This window comes from Actinacidiphila sp. DG2A-62 (assembly GCF_035825295.1).
Taxonomy (GTDB): Bacteria; Actinomycetota; Actinomycetes; order Streptomycetales; family Streptomycetaceae; genus Actinacidiphila.
Genome location: NZ_JAYMGI010000002.1, coordinates 4935043 through 4951197 on the forward strand (window position 1 = coordinate 4935043; position 16155 = coordinate 4951197).

The window sequence follows — 16155 nt, forward strand, 5'->3', positions numbered from 1 at the left end:
CGGACGAGGACTGGTAAAGTTCGGGTGTCCCGCCGAGCTGGATAGGTGATCCGATATGAGCGACCTGCTGGACCGGCTGCGCGGACGCGGCTGGCGGCTGACCGCCCAGCGGCGTGTCGTGGCCGAGGTGCTCGACGGTCACCACGTGCATCTGACGGCCGACGAGGTGCACGCCAGGGCCTCGCAGCGGCTGCCCGAGATCTCCCGGGCGACGGTCTACAACACCCTGGGCGAACTCGTCTCGCTCGGCGAGGTGATAGAGGTCGCCACCGACGGCCGCGCCCGGCGCTACGACCCCAACGCCCGCCGCCCGCACCAGCACCTGGTCTGCTCCGGCTGCGGCACCATCCGCGACGTGCACCCCGAGGGCGACCCGCTGGCGGACCTGCCGGCCGCGGAGCGCTTCGGCTTCACCGTCTCCACCGCCGAGGTCACCTACCGCGGGCTCTGCCCGGACTGCGCATAGCCGCAGTGCGGGGCGGGGGAGCGCGTGCAGCCGTCACGCGGGGCCGGGGCGTGCGCGTAGCCGTCGCTCACCTGCCCGTCGCCCCGCATGCGCGGAGCCGTCACGGGCAGCCGCCCCGGCCCGATACCCTTGAGGCGTGACCATTCGCCTGTACGACACCGACGCACGCCAGATCCGTGACTTCGTCCCGCTCACCGCGGGCTGTGTCTCGATCTACCTGTGCGGTGCCACCGTGCAGGCCGCCCCGCACATCGGGCACATCAGGTCGGGCCTGAACTTCGACATCCTCCAGCGCTGGTTCCGCTACCGCGGCTACGAGGTCACCTTCGTCCGCAACGTCACCGACATCGACGACAAGATCATCGCCAAGGCCGCCGAGCAGCACCGCCCGTGGTGGGCGATCGGCTACGAGAACGAGCGCGCCTTCACCGACGGCTACGACGCGCTGGGCTGCCAGCCGCCCACGTACGAGCCGCGGGCCACCGGCCATGTGCCGGAGATGATCGAGATGATGCAGGGGCTGATCGCGCGCGGCCACGCGTACGAGGCCGAGGGCAACGTCTACTTCGACGTGCGCTCCTTCCCCGGCTACCTGGAGCTGTCCAACCAGGAGCTGGACAACCTGCGGGCCACCGAGGGCGAGGTCGACACCGGCAAGCGCGACCCCCGGGACTTCGCGATGTGGAAGGCCGCCAAGCCCGGCGAGCCGTCCTGGGACACCCCCTGGGGCCGCGGCCGGCCCGGCTGGCACCTGGAGTGCTCGGCGATGGCCCACAAGTATTTGGGCGGCGCCTTCGACATCCACGGCGGCGGCATCGACCTGATCTTCCCGCACCACGAGAACGAGATCGCCCAGTCCAAGGCGTACGGCGACGCGTTCGCCCGGTACTGGGTGCACAACGCGTGGGTCACCATGAGCGGCGAGAAGATGAGCAAATCGCTCGGCAACTCGGTGCTGGTCTCGGAGATGGTCAAGCGCTGGCGGCCGATCGTGCTCCGCTACTACCTGGGCACCCCGCACTACCGCTCGATGATCGAGTACAGCGAGGACGCGCTGCGCGAGGCCGAGGCGGCGTTCGCGCGGATCGAGGGCTTCGTGCAGCGGGTCATCGAGAAGGCCGGGCCGGTCGAGCCGGCCGCCGAGGTGCCGCCGGCCTTCGCCGAGGCGATGGACGACGACCTGGGCGTGCCGCAGGCGCTGGCCGTCGTGCACACCACCGTCCGCCAGGGCAACAGCGCGCTGACCGCGGACGACAAGGAGACCGCCGTCGCGCGGCTGGCCGAGGTCCGTGCGATGCTCGGGGTGCTGGGCCTGGACCCGCTCGACCCGCACTGGGCCGGCGCCGACCGCGGCGACGACCTGCACGGCGTGGTCGACTCGCTGGTCCGGCTGGTGCTCGACCAGCGGCAGTCGGCCAGGTCCCGCAAGGACTACGCGACCGCCGACGCGATCCGCGACGAACTGGTCCAGGCGGGCCTGGAGATCGAGGACACGCCGACCGGATCGCGCTGGACTCTGCGGGGCTGACCGCTCCGCCGGGCCCGCCGCGCCCCGCCGGGCGCGGGGCGCGCGCCGGGCCGCTACGCCCGTGGACGCCGTAGTTTTCCGCCTGACCGACGAAGTGAGAGTCCCATGGCCGGCAACAGCCAGCGCAGGAACCGCCGTACGACCAACAAGAAGGGCGCCACGGTCGGCAGCGGCGGCCAGCGCCGCAAGGCTCTGGAGGGCAAGGGCCCGACGCCGCCGGCCGAGATGCGCAAGGGCCACAAGAAGAACCGCATCGCCACCGCCCAGGCCAAGCGGGCGGTCTCCGCGCAGTCCCGGCGGCCCTCCGGCCGCGGCGCCAAGTCCACCGCCGAACTCGTCGTCGGCCGCAACCCCGTGGTCGAGGCGCTGCGCGCGGACATCCCGGCGACCGCGGTCTACGTCCAGCAGTTCATCGACAACGACGACCGGGTGCGCGAGGCGCTCAAGCTCGCCACCGACCGCGGCGTGCCGCTGATGGAGGCGGCCCGGCCCGAACTGGACCGGCTCACCGCGGGGCTCAACCACCAGGGCCTGGTGCTGCAGATCCCGCCGTACGAGTACGCGCACCCCGAGGACCTGCTCGCCGACGCCGCGGACGCCGGCCAGGACCCGCTGATCGTGGCGCTGGACGGCGTCACCGACCCGCGCAACCTGGGCGCGGTGGTCCGCTCGGTCGCCGCGTTCGGCGGCCACGGCGTGGTGGTGCCCGAGCGGCGCGCGGCGGGCATGACCGCGGGCGCGTGGAAGACCTCGGCGGGCACCGCGGCGCGCGTGCCGGTGGCGCGGGCCACCAACCTGACCCGCACCCTGGAGGCGTACCAGAAGGCCGGGCTGACCGTGGTCGGCCTGGCCGCGGACGGCGAGGTCGAACTCCAGGACCTGGAACTGCTGTCCGGGCCGGTCGTCGTCGTCGCCGGCAGCGAGGGCAAGGGCCTGTCCCGCCTGGTCGGCGAGACCTGCGACCTGCGGGTGCGCATCCCGATGCCGGGCGGCGCGGAGTCGCTGAACGCGGGCGTCGCGGCGGGCGTGGTGCTGTACGAGGCGTCGCGCCGCAGGGCGTAGCGGCGGCGGGGCGCGGGTCGCGGGCCCGTCGGGGCGGGCGGTGGCGCGGCCCGTGGCGCCGGTCGCGGGTTGGGCCGCGGGTCGCGGGGCTTTGTCGGGGCTCCGACAGCAAGCACGCTGCGAAGCCGTTTCTAAACGGTGTGTCACTCGGTTAGATGAGTGTGGACACCAGAACACCCCGCACTCCCTCGGGGGAGGGGCGCCCGGATTCGACGAGCGTGTGCTGACGATGCCTCGGGTTCCGAGCGATCCCGCCCAGGTCATCGTCAACCATGCGAGCTTCCGGGTGCGGTTGGGGGCGACCTCGACCCGTGCCCTCGGCCTCGGCGGCGACGGCCTCGCCGACACCGCCAGGATTCCCGTCGTCCCGCAGGGCGCCGGCCGGCGCCGCGCCCCCGTGGTGTGGTCCGGGCAGGGCGCGCCGGGCGACGCCCTGGCCGGCGAACTGCTCCAGGCGGTCCGCAGGACCGAGCCCGGCGCGGCCACCCAGGTGCTGCCGCGCCTCGACGAGACGTCCGTCCTGCCGCCCGCCGCGCCCACCGTGGTCGGCCAGCGCGGCGCGCCCGCCGCGGACGGCCTGCGGCCCGGGGCCGCCGACGAGCCCGCGGTCGGCTGGACCGGCGGCGACGGCTCGGACCGGTACGGCCCCGGTACGGACGGCCCCGACCCGTACGGCGACGGCGTGCGCGGCCCCGGCCGGGACCTGCCCGGCGCGCCCGAGGCGGAGCGGCGGCCCCGCAACCGCCGCGGCGAGCCGGTCAAGCACGCCTGGTACCCCGGCCGCCGGATGAACCTCGGCATCGTGCTGCTCCCGCTGCGCGTCTTCCTCGGCTTCGTCTGCATCTACGCCGGCATGGGCAAGCTGTGCGACCGCGTCTACTTCGACGGCGGCAAGCGCGGCTCGATGGTCACCTGGCTGACCTCGCTGCACCCCTGGAAGGTCGCCGAGCCGCTGCGGGACGCCGCGCTGAGCCACCCGGTGGGCGCGGGCCTGAGCATCGCCTTCCTCCAGGTCGTGGTCGGCGTGCTGACCGTCTGCGGGCTGTGGCAGCGGATCGCCGCGGTCTTCGGCGCCGGCCTGTCGATCGCGCTGCTGGTCACCGTGAGCTGGCGGACCGTGCCGGTCTACGACGCGCCGGACTTCATCTACCTCGCCGCGTGGAGCCCGCTGATCATCGCCGGCGCGCCGGTCTACTCCGTCGACGGCCACCTGGCCGGCGACGCGTGGCGGCGGCTCGGCCCCCGGGTCACGCTGTGGGACCTGCGGCGGCGGGTGCTGCGCCGCGGCGCCGTGCTGGCCACGGTGGTCATCGGCCTGACGCTGCTGGTGGGTTCGGTGCTCGGCGCGGCGGTCCGCGCCAGCACCGGGCACGAGGACCGGCCCGGTCCGGCGGTCACGCCGACCAACAACCTGCCCGGCTCGCCGCTGCCGGAGGTCTCCGGCGGCCAGAGCGACGGCGCGTCCCCCTCGCCCTCGGCGTCGGCGCACAAGAAGAAGCACCACGCGCAGGAGAGCACCGAGCCCTCGGCCACGTCGCAGCCCACCCACCACGCGGCCTCGCAGGGCGGCACGACCGCGCCCACGCACTCCGGCGGCGGTTCGAGCAGCACGCCGAGCGGGTCCGGCTCCGGCTCCGGGTCCGGATCGGGCGGCTCGAGTTCGAGCGGCGGCTCCGGCGCCCAGCCGCCCGCCACCTCCGCGCCCACCCAGGCGCCCCCGCCGCCCCCGCCGGCCGACCCCAAGCCCAGCCAGGGCGCGATCGGCGGCCTGCTCGGGCTGCACGCGCCGAGCGGGCTGCTCGGGATGCCGGCGGGATCGGGGTCCCCGACGACGGCGTGACGCCGCGCGTGACGCCGCGCACGGCGTCGTGGGCGGTGAGGTGAGCGGGGCCGGCCCTTGACGGGCCCGGCCCCGCTCGTCGTTGCGCGGGCGCGGGTCCGGGTTCGTACGGTGGCGTGCGGCAGGGCGGTGCGGCGCGGGTCCGGGCTCGTACGGTGGCGTGCGGCGCGGGCGCGGGGCGGACGGGGCCGGCCCGGGCTCGTAGGGCTCAGCGGGCGCCGAGTTCCTTCGCGGCCTCGCTGAGGTCCTTGGCGGTGTCGATCGCCCGCCAGTACGCGCCCTGCGGGATCGGGAAGCCGGCCAGTCGCCGTTCGCGGGCCAGCCGGGGGAAGGTCGTACGCTCGTGGTCGCCGTGGTCCGGCAGCAGCGAGGTGAACTCCGGCGCGAAGACGTACACGCCCGCGTTGATCAGGAACGGCGACGGCGGCGCCTCGATGAAGTCCAGCACCTGGCCGAACTCGTTGGTCTCCACCGCGCCCCACGGGATGCGCGGGCGGGCCAGCGCGAGCGTCGCCGCGGCGTCGCGCTCCTCGTGGAAGGCGGCCATCTCGCGCAGGGAGAAGCGCGTCCAGATGTCGCCGTTGGTGGCGTACCACGGCTCGTCGGCGCGCGGCAGCGACGCGGCGGCGTACTTCAGCCCGCCGCCGCGGCCCAGCGGTTCGTGCTCGACGACCGTCGTGACGTTCAGCGGCAGCGGCGCGGCGTCCAGCCACTCCTGCAGCACCTCGGCGAGGTGCCCGCACGACACCACGGCGTCGGTGACGCCCTCCTCGGCCAGCCAGGCCAGTTGGTGGCCGATGATCGGCGTGCCCGTGCCGGGGATCTCCACCATCGGCTTGGGCCGGTCGTCGGTGTACGGCCGCAGCCGCGAGCCCTGACCGCCGGCGAGCAGGACGGCCTGGGTGACCGCGGTGGCGACGGGTCGGGGGGTCGGGGGTGGTCGGCGCTCGTCATGGAGCGCACCCTATGCGACCGGGGCGCGCCGCCCGGGGAGGGGCGGCACGCCCCGAGGCGTGCCGGGGGCCGGCGTGCCGGCAGGCCGCGGCGGGACCGCGCCGGGGGTCAGCCGACGGAGGCGACGCCCGTGGCGAACGCGGTGTCGCACACCGGGCGGGACCACGCCTGCGCCCGCTTGGTCGCCCCGTCGTACTTCGCCACCGCCGCGCGGCCCAGCGAACGCGCGATGGACGTGCAGTACTTGGCGAGCGAGGGGTGCTTGGCCATGGCGACCTGGAGGTCGGTCAGGGCGGCGCCCGGGTCCTTCTCCTGGAGTTCCGCCAGGAGTCGGCGGCGCAGGGCCTCCTGCGGGGCCTTCGCCGCGCGCTCCGCCTCGGTCTCCTTGGGGGACTTGGCGGACGCGGTGAGGATCTGCGCGTCCGACGACGAGGCGGCCCACGGGACGCGGGTGACGGCGAGCGTTCCCGACAGCACGAGAACGACCGGGAGTACGAGCGCGAATGTCTTGCCGAGACGGCGTGCTACCTGGTTCACGCATCGGATGGTAGCGGCCGGTGATGATTTGGCGACATTTAGTCACTCCGACGAGGGAGTGAAATGCCGCCGGGTGCGTTCGTCGGTTGACGAACGCACCCGGAAGGCCCGATTTGCTGATGTATGCGACGTGCCGCGCCGGCGGCGCGGCGTCAGTCGCTCAGGCGCTCGCCCGTGGAGGTGGAGAACACGTGGGTCTCGCCCGGACGCGGGACGACGTGCAGCACGGAGCCCTTCTCCGGGATCTCGCGGCCGCCGACCCGGAGCACCAGGTCCTTGTGCTCGCCGCCGACCTCCGCGGAGCCGTACACGTAGCCGTCGGCGCCGAGCTCCTCGACGACGTTGACGGTCACGGCCAGGCCCTCGGGGCCCTCCTTGGACAGGCCGCTCGCGCCGCCGGAGGTGATGTCGAAGTGCTCGGGGCGGACGCCCACGGTCACCGTCTTGTCGCCCTTGTCGGCGGCGGCCTGGACCGCGTCGCGCGCCACGTTGACTACGGTGTTGCCGAACTTCACGCCGCCGTCGGTGATCGGGACCTCGACCAGGTTCATCGCCGGGGAGCCGATGAAGCCCGCGACGAAGAGGTTGGCCGGCTTGTCGTACATGTTGCGCGGGCTGTCGACCTGCTGCAGCAGGCCGTCCTTGAGCACCGCGACGCGGTCGCCCATCGTCATGGCCTCGACCTGGTCGTGGGTGACGTAGACCGTGGTGACGCCGAGCCGGCGCTGCAGGCTGGCGATCTGGGTGCGGGTCTGCACGCGGAGCTTGGCGTCGAGGTTCGACAGCGGCTCGTCCATGAGGAAGACCTGCGGCTCGCGGACGATCGCGCGGCCCATCGCGACGCGCTGGCGCTGACCACCGGACAGGGCCTTCGGCTTGCGCGAGAGGTACTCGGTGAGGTCGAGGATCTTCGCGGCCTCCTCCACCCGGGTGCGGATCTCCGCCTTGTTGACGCCGGCGATCTTCAGGGCGAAGCCCATGTTGTCCGCGACGGTCATGTGCGGGTAGAGCGCGTAGTTCTGGAACACCATCGCGATGTCCCGGTCCTTCGGCGGCAGGTGCGTGACGTCGCGCTCACCGATGCGGATGGCGCCGGCGTTGACGTCCTCCAGCCCCGCGAGCATGCGGAGCGAGGTCGACTTGCCGCAGCCGGAGGGGCCGACGAGGACGAGGAACTCGCCGTCGCCCACCTCGATGTCCAGGCCGTCCACGGCGGGCTTCTCGCCGCCCGGGTAGATCCGGGTCGCCTTGTCGAACGTGACAGTTGCCATGACTGGGGTCAGTCCCTTCACCGGCAGGAACGTGCCGGACGATCCGAGTAAAGGAAAGGTATTGGTCTAGTCCGGTGTGAGCGGACCAACAGCGACGCTACCTGCCCGAACCCCCCTTGTCACCAGCCCCCGGCCAACGATTTCCCCCCGGCCCCCCTCGCCACGCCCGCTACACTTCCTCTCGCGCCTCCTTAGCTCAGCTGGCCAGAGCGACGCTCTTGTAAAGCGTAGGTCGTCGGTTCGAACCCGACAGGGGGCTCCGCTGAGGTCCGGGTCGGATGGCTTCCGACCTGGGCTTTTCTGCTTTCCCGCGCCGATCGGCGGAGGCAGCGGGTCCTCGCGGGAGTTCGTTGATCGCCGCCGGTGGACAACCGGTGGACAGGCGTGCAGCGGGCGTGCAGACCCGGGGACAAGCAGGCGGTCGCCAAGGAGCGATGAGGGGGGTGATCACACGGGTGCGTCCGCACTTCTCCGGCAGCGCCGTGTCGCCAGATCTCTTGGGGGGTTCCCATGGAGCGGGCGGCTCGCGGCCCTGATTGGAGAATCAGCAGGTCTGTAGTTCGTTGTGGAGGTTCTGGTCGTGAACGTGATGCGCTTCGACGCGGAGGTGGGGGAGTTCGTCCTCGGCGTCCGGGAGGAGAGCGTGCATCTTCTCAAAGGCATGGGCACGATCTGCCTCCAGGTGGGACTGGACGTGAAGGCGCCCGTCGCCACGAAGGCGGGGAGGTTCCTCGCGTTGCAGGCTGACCTCTACGGCATCGGGGGTTCTTACCAGCGGAATCTCGTGGGCCGGGTGACGGAGATGCTGTCGTTCACTCCCGAGACCGGTGTCGAGCGCCCGGTCTTGAAGTTCCTCATCACCTCGGCCCAGCTCCACGCCATCAATGAGGCCCGCGACGGGGACCTGCGGATGGAACTGGAAGTCACCGGCACGCTGCCGCAAGCCCCGGGCTATCCCGGCCGTACGACGGAGGTGCTGCGCTTCAGCGTGGCCAAGAGCCGCTGGACCGATCAGATCACGGCGCTCGGCCCCTCGGTCGCCTTCGAAATGCAGGTGCCGTTCCCGCTGGAGGACGACCCCCGTGCTGAGCCTGCGCAGCATCTGCGCGCGGCCCAGCGTCGGCTCTTGGACAAGGACATCGACGGCGCGATTCTGGAAACCCGTCAGGCGCTGGAGTGGGTACGGCTGCACAGCGGGTGGACGTGGCCTCTCAACAAGGACCCCCGTCAGCGTGGGCAGGGCGAGCGGTGGGCGGCGATCCGCACGGCTGTGGAAGACCAGGCCAGCGGATCTGTTCATGCGGACGCCGTGACAGCGGCGTTCACGTACAGCCTGGACGAGGCCAGAGCGTTGATCGCCATCGCAGCAGCGCTGCTGACGGTCGTGGACAAACCCGTTTGAACGCTCAGGGAGGCACGCGGATCGGCCCGCCACAAAGGCCGGAGCCCCGGTCAGCTTGCCTCTGACCGGGGCTCCTCTCTCGTCTTCCGCACGCTGTCAGGCGGAACGGTCCTGTTTCGGCACCTCCTTCCTACGTGGCGGCACCATCCTCGGCCTCCGGGAAGCCGTGTTGGGATTTGCCTGTTCATCGTGGACGGCTGCCAGCGGTTTGCGGGGGTGCGGAACGAGCTGCACGACCTTCTCGGCAGCGTCGCGGGCCAGGTCGTCGAGCACGGACTGGTAGATGTCCCGCGTGATCCGAGTGTCGGAGTGACCGAGGGTTTCGGAGACCACCTTGATGTCGACCCCGGCGGCCAGCATCAGCGTGGCGGCGACATGGCGGAGATCGTGGAGCCGGATGGGGGGCAGGCCGGCGGCCCCGGTGAGGCGCTCGAAGAGGTCGCTCACCTTTCCGGGGTGGAGGAGCGAACCGTCTTCCTGGGTGAAGATGCGGCCGGTGTCCTGCCAGCCTTCGCCCCACTCCTGCCGTTCTTGCTGCTGGCGTGCCTTGTGCGCGAGGAGACCTGTGTTGGTCTCCTCGTCCAAGGCCAGCAAACGCACACCGCTGGCGGTCTTGGGTGCATCTTCGTAGACGTCCCAGCCGTCTTGGACAAGCTGGGTGGCGATAGCCAAGGAACCGGCCTTGGCGGAGTGGTCCTCCCAACGGACGCCGCAGGCTTCGCCGCGTCGTGTGCCTCGGAAGGCGATGATCCGCCAGAGCATGTAAAGGCGATCCTGGGCGACGAAGTCGAGGAAGGCACCAGCCTGTTGGGGAGTCCAGACCATGACCGGCGAGGGTCGCTCGCCGGTCTCCTTCCAGCGTGCGATGCGCTCGTCGGTCCAGATCAGGGCCTTCGGCTTCGTCCCCGGTAGCAGCTCGACGTGGGCTGCCGGATTGAAGGCGGGCGTCACCTGCTGGGCGATGGCGACATTCAGGGCGGCGCGCAGGGTGATGCGGATCCGGGGCTGGGTGTTCAACCCGGTGATCCGGCGGAAGGGAGGCATTGCGTCGAGCTGGGCTGAAAGCCACTTCCGCCTCGCCCGGTTCTCAACTCCCCTGTTCGGAGTAGCTTTCAGCTCGTCCGCTACCGCTCGTCGCTGGGCGTTCTGCTCCTGGATCTCGATGTTTCGCTCGTTGATGGCGTCGAACATCTCCGAGACGTGGTGGACCCGAAGCCTGTCGAGGCGGAGGTGCCCCAGGTGGGGCTTGAGGTGAATGCGGATGTCTGACTCGTAGCGTGCGTACCCTGACTTGCGTAGACGCTTACGCCCGGCCAGCCAGGTGTCCAGCCACTCGCCCACGGTGACCTTGGAATTCAGCGCCTGACCGGTCTGGAACCGGCGGCGGATCTCGTCGTAGTCCGGCACGGGAGACTTGTCCTTGACGCAGCTCTCGAGCAGGTCGCTGATCTGCGTTTTGCCCCAGGCGTCGTCCTCTTCGGGGATGGCCATGAGGGCGCGGACCTTGTCCAACTCCTCCTTGGCCTTGGCGGAGGTGTCGAAGCCGCCTCGCCGAAAGCGGCGGCGGCGACCGTCCTGAGCTGGGTCCAGTTCCTGGAAGACTCCGTACGTTCCGTGACGCCGCGACCGGAGCTTGGGACACGACGCCCCGAGATCCTTGCCGGTCTCGGGATCGGTGCACCGGCACCGCCTGGTTATGGTGCCGTTCTTCACTCGCTCTCCTCCGCAGCTGCATCGGGTTCGTCGACGAACGCGAGGTCGTCGGGAAGAGGCGGGGGCACGAGGTCGCGATCGCGCATCCGGGTGCGGAAGGCGCGCAGATCGGCGCAGTCCTCGAAGGCGTGTTCTTCGTACCCGGCTGCACGTTCCAGGAGGGTGGCTCTGCGCTCGCGGTCCAGGGTGGTGCTGGCCTCGCGCCGCCGCTCCTTGGCCAGAGCGGTCGAGGCGGTGGCGGCGGCGACGAGGTCGCCGTGGGTCCGGAAGAGATCGAGCACTTCACGGGCGCTGCCCTGGGGGCCGGCTGGTCGGTGGGGGCTTCGCCGGTGAACCAGGCGAGGGCCTCCCAAATGGAGACCTCCCGGTCCGGGAGGACCTCGACGGTGGCGTCGGCGCCGAGGGGGAAGAGGAGAGTGACCGGGGGGACGCCGAGGACGTCGGCCAGAACGACGAGATCGGCGATCGTGATGCTGGCCCGGCGTCCGCCTTCCCAGTTCTTGATGGTCTGCTCTTTGACGTCCGGGTAACCGCGGTCAGCGCAGCCCTGGGCAACATCGCCCATGGTGAGGCCCGCGGTTTGCCGTGCCTCGCGCATCGCCTGGACCACGCGTGCGGTGAAGACTGCTGGCCATCGCTCTTGTGTCATGACTGCACTTTATGGTCATCAAAAGTGCATCCGCAACATTGTGGTAGACCTTCACCGCGCACAAGGCGCCAGAAACCGTCAGGAGGTCATCGTGAAGGCACTAAAAGCAGCGCGTGAAGTGCGCGGACTGACAGGCGAAGAACTCCTCGGCCTGCCGGCGGTCATCGACCTCGACACCGCGAACCGTGCATTGATGATCGGCCGATCTACCGGGTACGGGCTCGCCAGGCAAGGCGACTACCCGGTCAGGGTGCTCCGCCTGGGAAACGCCTACCGGGTCGTGACGGCTGACCTGCTGAAGTTGCTCGGGCTAGAGCGTCAGCCGGCGGTCGCCAGCCGAACTGACGACGTCGGGAGCGAGCACGGCCTGTGTGCCTGACGGAGGAGAACGTCGCCGATCGCCACAGGGGGGAGCCGGTAGGGTGGACGGCGAGATCACTGTCCGACACAGAAGGCTGCGCGCTGTGACCGCTGCTGCTGGTGTGGCCCCCGCTGCGGATACTTCGGACTTCTAGTCACCAGGCCATTCCGCTGATCTCGTCCACGATGCGGTAGGGGGTGACCCTGTCGTCGAGCTTGCGGACGTCGTTCCGGAGGCTCTCGGTCAGCAGGTAGCCCGCTTCGCAGAAGCGGTCGGTCCGGGCGCTGGCCCCGTTCGCGCAGGTGTCGCCGCAGCCGTCGCCGGTCGAGCACTGGAGCTTGCCGAACGGGTGCGCGGCGAGCACGACCTTCACGTCCAGCGGCGCGAAGTCCTCGTCGTCCAGGTCGGTGAACCCGGGTGCCGTGGTCAGGGTGGTGCCGGTCATGGTGATGTCCTTCCGTCGGGTCGAGGCAGTACGGGAGTTCCGGCCTGCGATTACTGCTGTGCGGTCGGCCAGGACAGGGAGATCCGGGTGTGGGTCTTGTCGATGATCCGGTCGCCGGGGATCTGGTCGTCGGGGGTGCCGGCGGGGTGGACGCGGATGATCGGGCTGGGGCCGCCGCGGTGGGTGTCGGCCCAGTCGTGGAGGTGGCCGGTGAGGATCTGGGCGAAGGCGGCGGCGTCGGGGCCGAGGGCGTGGACGCCGTATTCGACGTGCTGGTTGTCCTGCGTGCGGCGGGTGGTGAGGTAGGCGAAGGTGGTGCCGGTGTCGTTCACAGCGGCCAGGGAGAAGCTCTTGTTGGCCGGGGCGACGATGCCGGTGTCCAGGTCGGGGTCGACGGCCATGGTGCAGAAGCCGGGCAGGGCGATGGCCAGGTGCATCTGGAGGGTGTCCAGCAGCTCGCTGAGGCCGACGGTCACGCCGGTCCACGTCTCGTGGCGGGGGTGGGTGACGGCGTTGTCGAGCAGGCGGGGATCGGTGGGCAGGCCGTCGTCGAAGCGCAGTCCGATCTCCGGGGTGCCGTTGACCAGGAGCAGGTCCTCGTGGTGTGCGGTGGAGCCCTGCATGGGAACGAAAGCAGATCTTCGCCGATTCGCTCTCCAGGTGGTCGCCGGCGCGGGTGAAGGCGATGGAGCGGGTCAGGCCGCGCATCCGCAGCGGCACGACGATGCGGCCGGCGGGGGTGAGCTGGTCGGTCCAGGCGGGCGGGATGTCCCAGGCGCCGGCGGTCACCATGACCACGTCGACCGTGCCCAGGCCGGGGATCGCCTCGGCGGCGTCGGCGGTGACGACGGTGACCCGGCCGTACCCGTGCTCGTCCAGCAGGCGGCGGGCGCGGTCGGTGACGGCGGGGTCGATGTCCACGGTGGTGACCTGGCCCTGGGGGCCGGTGAGTTCGGCGAGGTAGGCGGCGTTGAGGCCGCCCGAGCCGATCTCCAGCACCCGCATCCCGGGGCAGAGGCGGGCCTGCTCCAGCATCAGGGCCTGGATCTGCGGCGCGGACACCGAGCTGAGCTGCACACCGTGCTCGTCGGTCTTGGTGATCACCGCCGCGAACGGGTTGTACGCCTCCTGCACGCTCGCCTCGGGCGCGAACTCATGGCGCGGAACCCTACGCATCACCGCTTCGACCTCGCGGGAGGTGATCCAGCCCCGGTCGCGCAGGGTGTCGACGGCGTTGTTGCGCAGGCGGGTGGCGTCGTCGGGTTCGACGGTGGTCGTCATGAAAGCGGTGCCTTTCGTTGGGCGGTGGTGAGGAGACACGCAGGTCGGCGGGACCAGCCTGAGTGCCCGGGCTGACGAGGTCGACGAGCGCCCCTACGCGGTCGGGGAGCGGCAGGCAAGCGGGGCGGAATCGGGCGACGAGCGGGAACCGCCGGACAGTCCGGCCCTCAGGTCCGGACGCGGGTCACCGCCAGTGGACAACGATGCGGTTCAGCGGGGTGTCGATGGCGAAGAGGCCGGGCCGCTGCTCGCTCGCGGGTGCGTCGAGTCGCTGGATCTCGAAGGATGCCTCACGGCCCCGGTGGTCGCGGTCCCACGTGCGGATCGCGTCGGCGACCTGCGCGGCCAGTTCGTCGGCGCCGGGGCCGTGGCCGATGACGCCGAACTCCCAGAGCTTGCCGCCCTCGGGCCTGGTCTTGTCCAGCGGGCGGCGGGCGAGGTAGGTGAGGGCGCCGTTGTCGACGGCCGCGGTGGAGGAGGGGTAGGGGTCGTCGGTGAGCAGCGTGCCTTTGGCCGCGGTGGGGAACAGCATCCGGAACAGGCCGCTGGGCAGGGAGCAGGAGACGAACAGCTCCATCCACTCCGGCGACTCCATGGCCCGGACGGTCATGCCCGTCCACTCCTCGGTGCGCGGCTGGTCCAGCACGCCGGCCAGGGCTTCGGCGTCGATGGGCTGTCCTGCGAGGCCTGGAGTCGCACGGTGCCGTCGGTGCTGAGGGGGATGACGCGGCGGTCGTCGTCGGCGATGCCCCTGCGCAGCGGCATGAAGGTGTTCACCTTGCTGCTGATGCTGGTCCAGCGGCCGTGGCGCTGTTCGTAGGCGATGGAGCGCGACACGCTTCCCTTGAGGCGCTGGGGGACGACGAGCCGTCCGCCGGGGGCGAGTTGCTCCATCCAGGCGTGGGGGACGCCGTGGGCGCCGACGGTGGCGATGATCCGGTCGTACGGTGCGCCCTCGGCGTGACCGAGCGCTCCGTCGCGGTCAGGGCCTGCACGTTGGTGAATCCGGCGGTGGCCAGGTGGGTGCGGGCTCCTTCCACGAGGTCGTCGACGTCGATGGTGGTGACGTGGCCCCTGTCGCCGACGAGGTGGGCGAGGAGGGCGGCGTTGTCGCCGGTGCCGGCGCCCAGTTCGAGGATGCGTTCGCCAGGCTGCGCGTCGAGCTGGTCGAGCATGAGGGCGACGATGCTGGGTTGGGACGCGCAGGAGATCGATGTGCCGTCGGTGTCGTACTTGATGCTGACCGGGCTGTTGGCGTAGGCGTCCTGGAGGGAGGCGTCGGGCACGAACAGGTGGCGGGGGACGGTCCGCAGCGCGGCCTCGACCGCGGAGGTGCCGACGTGTCCGGCCGCGGTGAGCTCGTCGGCCAGCTGGTGGCGCAGAGCGGTGGCCTCGTCGAGGTCTGTGGCGGGGGGTGTGGTCACGTGCGGGCCTTTCGGTCGGACGGGTTATAGCTGGTCGGGGACGGTGGGTGCGGTGGGGTGGGGATGGTCGGGCGGGCCGGGTTGCGGCGTGCTCGATCGCTCACCTGGCCTGGGCTTCGTCGTGGTCCCGCAGGAGGCGTTTCAGCGCGGCTTCACCGAGGACGACGGACTCGGACAGGGCTTGCCGGTGGCGTGCGGACAGGGTGCCGGCGCCGAGACCGGCCGCCTCGACCACCGAGCCGAGCGTTCCTGCCTGCTCGGCGCTGAGGAGTGCCCGGGCGTGCGGGTGGTTCAGCACCTCACGTGCGGCGTGGGCGTCGAGACGGGCCGCGTCGGCTAGGGCTTCACCGAGCGCCCTCGGCCGGCACCTGCTGCTGCCGAGTTCCAGGGCGGCCAGGCCGGCACGCGTCTGGAACACGGCGGTCGACGGCTCGGGGTCGGTGAGGAGTGCGGCAGCCGCGCGCCGGGCTTGGTCGAGTTCGGCGCGGGGAAGCGGTGCCTGGGCTGGTCGGCAGTGGGCGCGCAGGAGTTGGGCGACGAGGGTCTCCCAGAGCTCGGTGGGCCGTGTGGCGTCGATGAGGTCGCGAGCTTGCTCGTCCAGCCCCTGTTCCATGAGGGCCATGATCTTGATCTGTCTGCCGTCGAGAAGGCGGTTGCCGATGCCGTGGTGCTGGGCCATGGCGTCGGCCGCTGCCGTCCACCGGCCGATGCGGGCAAGGGCGCGGGCGCCGTCCACGAGCAGCGTGATGTAGAGCTCCTGGCACACCGTGCGCTGGTCCTCGTCCGTGCCGGTCAGAAGCGACAGGTCGACGGTGCGGCCGTCGATCGTCGTCTTTTCCCGGTGCCGCGCGGCGTGGTTGAGGCGGGCCAGCAGGTCGTAGGCGGCCTCGCCCCGGCCGTTGCGGGTCAGCAGCCGGGAGAGGTTGACCAGTGGCATCAGCGACATGACGGCGGTTCGCCCGCCCAGGCGTCCGGCGTCGGCGAAGACCCGGTGCTGGCGCCAGCACAGATCGGCGGCCATGTCGGGCAGGCCGATGTCGGAGGCGATGAGCGCGGCGTAGTTGAGGACTCCGCAGGTGCGGGCCACCAGGTCGTGATGGCCCGCGCTTGCGGGCGCGAAGTTCAGGCCGGTGAGGTGGTCGATGCGTTCTCCCAGGGGGAGCGCGGGCGCCTTGGCGCGGCGGACCAGGGGGATGCGGCCGGCTGTCGCGGGGATCAACGC

General features: G+C 71.4%; 13 protein-coding genes, 1 tRNA gene and 3 pseudogenes. 7 read left to right on the forward strand and 10 right to left on the reverse strand.

Annotated elements, in window-relative coordinates; all coding sequences use genetic code 11:
* Positions 1–55 precede the first annotated feature (55 nt).
* The 4 genes from VSR01_RS22085 (at position 56) to VSR01_RS22100 (ending at position 4896) form a co-directional block, all read left to right on the forward strand.
* Complete coding sequence (locus VSR01_RS22085; protein WP_326450900.1) at positions 56–466, forward strand: Fur family transcriptional regulator; 411 nt, start codon at positions 56–58, stop codon at positions 464–466.
* A 136-nt stretch (positions 467–602) separates the two neighbouring features.
* Complete coding sequence (cysS, locus tag VSR01_RS22090) at positions 603–1994, forward strand: cysteine--tRNA ligase (RefSeq protein ID WP_326450901.1); 1392 nt, start codon at positions 603–605, stop codon at positions 1992–1994.
* A 105-nt stretch (positions 1995–2099) separates the two neighbouring features.
* The gene (rlmB, locus tag VSR01_RS22095; protein WP_326450902.1) at positions 2100–3056 is read left to right on the forward strand and encodes a 23S rRNA (guanosine(2251)-2'-O)-methyltransferase RlmB; all 957 of its coding nucleotides are present in this window, start codon (positions 2100–2102) and stop codon (positions 3054–3056) included.
* A 229-nt stretch (positions 3057–3285) separates the two neighbouring features.
* Positions 3286–4896 carry a DoxX family protein gene (locus VSR01_RS22100; protein ID WP_326453755.1) on the forward strand — a complete coding sequence of 537 codons (1611 nt, stop codon included), beginning with the start codon at positions 3286–3288 and terminating at the stop codon, positions 4894–4896.
* 208 nt (positions 4897–5104) lie between these two features.
* Here VSR01_RS22100 and VSR01_RS22105 read toward each other — a convergent pair whose 3' ends face one another.
* The 3 genes from VSR01_RS22105 to VSR01_RS22115 all read right to left on the reverse strand — a co-directional run bounded on the left by VSR01_RS22105 (position 5105) and on the right by VSR01_RS22115 (position 7658).
* Entirely contained in the window at positions 5105–5788 is a 684-nt protein-coding gene (locus tag VSR01_RS22105; protein ID WP_326453756.1) for a nucleotidyltransferase family protein, read from the reverse strand.
* 170 nt (positions 5789–5958) lie between these two features.
* The gene (locus tag VSR01_RS22110; protein ID WP_326450903.1) at positions 5959–6387 is read right to left on the reverse strand and encodes a hypothetical protein; all 429 of its coding nucleotides are present in this window, start codon (positions 6385–6387) and stop codon (positions 5959–5961) included.
* 152 nt (positions 6388–6539) lie between these two features.
* A complete protein-coding gene (locus tag VSR01_RS22115) occupies positions 6540–7658 on the reverse strand; it encodes an ABC transporter ATP-binding protein (protein WP_326450904.1) in 1119 nt (372 codons plus the stop codon).
* Positions 7659–7843: 185 nt separating this feature from the next.
* On the opposite strand from VSR01_RS22115, the gene VSR01_RS22120 reads away from it, so the two are divergent.
* A tRNA-Thr gene (locus VSR01_RS22120) sits at positions 7844–7917 on the forward strand.
* Positions 7918–8238: 321 nt separating this feature from the next.
* Positions 8239–9060: a hypothetical protein gene (locus VSR01_RS22125; RefSeq protein WP_326450905.1), complete on the forward strand. Its 822-nt coding sequence runs from the start codon at positions 8239–8241 to the stop codon at positions 9058–9060.
* Between the two features lie 96 nt (positions 9061–9156).
* Here the strand turns inward: VSR01_RS22125 and VSR01_RS22130 are convergent, their stop codons facing one another.
* From VSR01_RS22130 to VSR01_RS22140, 3 genes and pseudogenes are all read right to left on the reverse strand, one after another.
* Positions 9157–10773, reverse strand: a complete 1617-nt coding sequence (locus VSR01_RS22130; RefSeq protein ID WP_326450906.1) for a tyrosine-type recombinase/integrase — start codon at positions 10771–10773, stop codon at positions 9157–9159.
* Entirely contained in the window at positions 10770–11054 is a 285-nt protein-coding gene (locus VSR01_RS22135) for a hypothetical protein (protein WP_326450907.1), read from the reverse strand. The genes VSR01_RS22130 and VSR01_RS22135 overlap by 4 nt, the downstream gene beginning before the upstream one ends.
* 197 nt (positions 11055–11251) lie before the next feature.
* Positions 11252–11422 (reverse strand): annotated as a pseudogene (locus VSR01_RS22140) (helix-turn-helix domain-containing protein); the annotation flags it as partial.
* On the opposite strand from VSR01_RS22140, the gene VSR01_RS22145 reads away from it, so the two are divergent.
* Positions 11421–11801, forward strand: coding sequence for a hypothetical protein (locus tag VSR01_RS22145; protein ID WP_442785515.1), 381 nt, complete (start codon positions 11421–11423; stop codon positions 11799–11801). The pseudogene VSR01_RS22140 and the gene VSR01_RS22145 sit on opposite strands and share 2 nt — an antisense overlap.
* Positions 11802–11937: 136 nt before the next feature.
* Here VSR01_RS22145 and fxlA read toward each other — a convergent pair whose 3' ends face one another.
* The 4 genes and pseudogenes from fxlA to VSR01_RS22165 form a co-directional block, all read right to left on the reverse strand.
* Complete coding sequence (gene fxlA / locus VSR01_RS22150; RefSeq protein WP_326450908.1) at positions 11938–12228, reverse strand: FxLD family lanthipeptide; 291 nt, start codon at positions 12226–12228, stop codon at positions 11938–11940.
* Positions 12229–12278: 50 nt separating this feature from the next.
* Positions 12279–13509, reverse strand: a pseudogene (gene fxlM / locus VSR01_RS22155) (methyltransferase, FxLD system).
* Between the two features lie 184 nt (positions 13510–13693).
* Positions 13694–14903: pseudogene (fxlM, locus tag VSR01_RS22160) on the reverse strand (methyltransferase, FxLD system); the annotation flags it as partial.
* A gap of 130 nt (positions 14904–15033) precedes the next feature.
* The gene (locus tag VSR01_RS22165; protein WP_326450909.1) at positions 15034–16152 is read right to left on the reverse strand and encodes a hypothetical protein; all 1119 of its coding nucleotides are present in this window, start codon (positions 16150–16152) and stop codon (positions 15034–15036) included.
* Positions 16153–16155 lie beyond the last annotated feature (3 nt).